General features: G+C 37.5%; 3 protein-coding genes and 1 pseudogene. All 4 read left to right on the plus strand.

The window, feature by feature from the left end; genetic code table 11:
• Positions 1-216: pseudogene (locus tag AC1DUW_RS25105) on the plus strand (ABC transporter substrate-binding protein); the annotation flags it as partial.
• A 127-nt stretch (positions 217-343) separates the two neighbouring features.
• Positions 344-1,003, plus strand: a complete 660-nt coding sequence (locus tag AC1DUW_RS25110; RefSeq protein ID WP_053346889.1) for an amino acid ABC transporter permease — start codon at positions 344-346, stop codon at positions 1,001-1,003.
• Positions 996-1,718 carry an amino acid ABC transporter ATP-binding protein gene (locus AC1DUW_RS25115; RefSeq protein WP_477643750.1) on the plus strand — a complete coding sequence of 241 codons (723 nt, stop codon included), beginning with the start codon at positions 996-998 and terminating at the stop codon, positions 1,716-1,718. The genes AC1DUW_RS25110 and AC1DUW_RS25115 overlap by 8 nt, the downstream gene beginning before the upstream one ends.
• 178 nt (positions 1,719-1,896) lie before the next feature.
• A partial coding sequence (locus AC1DUW_RS25120; protein ID WP_477643751.1) for an aromatic acid exporter family protein occupies positions 1,897-2,785 on the plus strand: 889 nt, incomplete at its 3' end.

The following is a 2,785-nucleotide window of genomic DNA, read 5'->3' on the forward strand; positions in this document are numbered from 1 at the left end:
ATGGAAGATACTGTGGCTAAGGGCTATTTAAAGGACAATAAAGATTTAGTAGGCTATGTGATCGAGTCTGGTGAAGAGGATGCTGGTTCAGCAATTGCTTTCCAAAAAGGGAGCAAGTTAACAGAAGAATTTAATACTGAATTGAAAAAAATGTTAGAAAATGGTGAAATGGAAAAATTAATACTAAAATGGTTTGGTGGCAGCGAAACTGAATAATACAGAGAGATGAAAAGCGTTCAGAAGCATTTAGTATGCCTTCTGAACGTTTTTCCGCGCTTTATTGTTTTTGAAAATGAAGCAAGAAGGGCCTAGGTACTGGCCTTCATAAGAGAGGATGAATGGAGTGAATCTGGATTTTGAGACGATTAGGCCGTCCCTTCCATATATTATGGAGGGAATACCGACTACTTTAAAGGTTGTAGCGGTTGCGGCTGTCATCGGTTTTATATTGGGGATATTATTATCAATACTGAAAATCAGTAGAATTAAGCCATTAAATTGGATTGCTGACTTTTATACATCGATTTTCCGCGGTACACCATTAGTCCTGCAATTGATGCTTATTTATTTTGGCTCACCACAAATATTAGGAATTCAAATCGAAGCATTTCAAGCAGCGTTCTTAGCTTTTGGCTTAAACTCTGCCGCATATATCTCAGAGATAATCAGGGGAGGTATTTTAGCGGTTGATAAAGGTCAGCGTGAGGCTGCGCTTGCACTTGGGGTGCCCTATTCTAGCATGATGCTTAACATTATTCTGCCGCAGGCGATCAAGAATATCTTGCCATCTCTTGTGAACGAATTGATTTCTTTAACAAAGGAATCTGCAGTTGTTACAATTATTGGATTAGGAGATATTATGCGCCGTTCTTATATTGTCGGCGGTGAGACATATAAATTCTTCGAGCCGATTTTATTTGCCGGTCTCATTTATTATGTGATGGTAATGGTTCTTACCATCTTAGGCAAAGTAATTGAAAGGAGAATGAGACGCAGTGATTAAAATTGATAAACTCAAAAAAAATTATGGTAAGCTCGAAGTATTAAAGGGAATTAGTACCGAGATAGGACAGGGTGAAGTGTTAGCGATTATCGGTCCTTCTGGTTCAGGAAAATCAACTTTCTTACGATGTATCAATATGCTTGAGACACCAACTGATGGCCAAATTTGGTTTAAGGATCAAATTATTACTGAAAAAAAGACCAACATAATGAAAGTACGTGAAAATGTAGGGATGGTATTTCAGCATTTTCATTTATTCCCTCATAAAACCGTGCTAGAGAATTTGACATACGCGCCTATGAAGGTGAAAAAATTAACGAAGGCAGAAGCGGTAAATCAAGCTCGTGAGCTTTTGAAAAAAGTCGGGTTGGCTGATAAAGAATCATCTTATCCTAACCGTCTATCCGGTGGACAAAAACAAAGGGTCGCTATTGCTCGCGCATTGGCGATGAACCCGGAAGTAATGCTTTTTGATGAGCCTACTTCAGCACTTGATCCTGAGATGGTAAAAGAAGTACTCGACGTTATGAAGTCGCTTGCTCATACAGGGATGACTATGCTGATTGTAACGCATGAAATGGGATTTGCTAAAGAAGTGGCCGATCGTGTACTTTTCTTAGACGAAGGCCTGCTTGTTGAAGAAAGTGCTCCTGAAGAATTCTTTTCCAATCCGAAAAGTCAGCGTGCAAAAGACTTTTTAGAAAAAGTTTTATAAGCCAAAGTATTAGTATATAATTATAAAAAAAGGTAACTTTTGGTTACCTTTTTTTTATTTTATCCATATAATGTATGTATTTTTAAAAATTGAAAATTTTCGTTCTAAGGACTGTAAAATTATCTGAATTGCTGATAGTATTATAATAGATAGTGAAAGAGCCAGGTGATACATAACAATGTTTAAAATCGGATACAGAACGATTAAAACTRCTTTGGGGGCAACCTTGGCAATTATTATTGCACAAATGCTTAACCTGGATCATTTTTCGGCTGCGGGAATCATTACGATTTTATGCATACAAGTTACAAAAAAGAAATCGGTGTATGCCTCCTGGCATCGATTTTTGGCTTGTTTAATCGCAATGGTTTATTCCACCCTATTGTTTCAGTTTATTGCCTTCCATCCATTGATAATAGGATTGATTCTTTTGATTTTCATTCCAACTACAGTTGCTTTGAAGATTAATGAAGGAATTGTAACGAGCAGTGTCATTATCATGCATCTATATGGGTCGGGTGACATTTCTTTTGCTCTTCTGATTAATGAAACGATATTAATCGCCGTAGGAGTAGGGGTAGCGCTTGTCATGAATCTGTACATGCCTAGTCTTGATGAGAAACTGCTTGCCTATCAGGAAAAAATTGAAACTAATTTTAGTGCGATTTTGATGGGGATTGTTCGCTATTTACGGGATAATGATCACACCTGGGATGGAAAGGAAATTACAGAAACAGCTAATCTTCTTAATCAAGCCAAAAGCCTTGCTTTCCGAGACGTAGAAAATCATTTTTTAAGGGAAGAAGACCTTTATTACCATTATTTCAAGATGCGTGAAAAGCAATTTGAAATAATTGAGCGGATTCTTCCTTTAGTTACAAATATTCCTCTGATAGTTAAGCAAAGCGGGATAGTGGCTGATTTTATAGAAGATCTTGCAGAAAATGTTCACCCGCAAAATACAGCCATACTTTATCTGAAGAAGCTTGAAGAAATGGAGATATTTTTTAGGGGAATGGAACTTCCGCTAACCCGAGAAGAGTTTGAATCAAGGGCCGCGTTACTGC

This window comes from Peribacillus sp. P4_C12 (assembly GCF_056402095.1).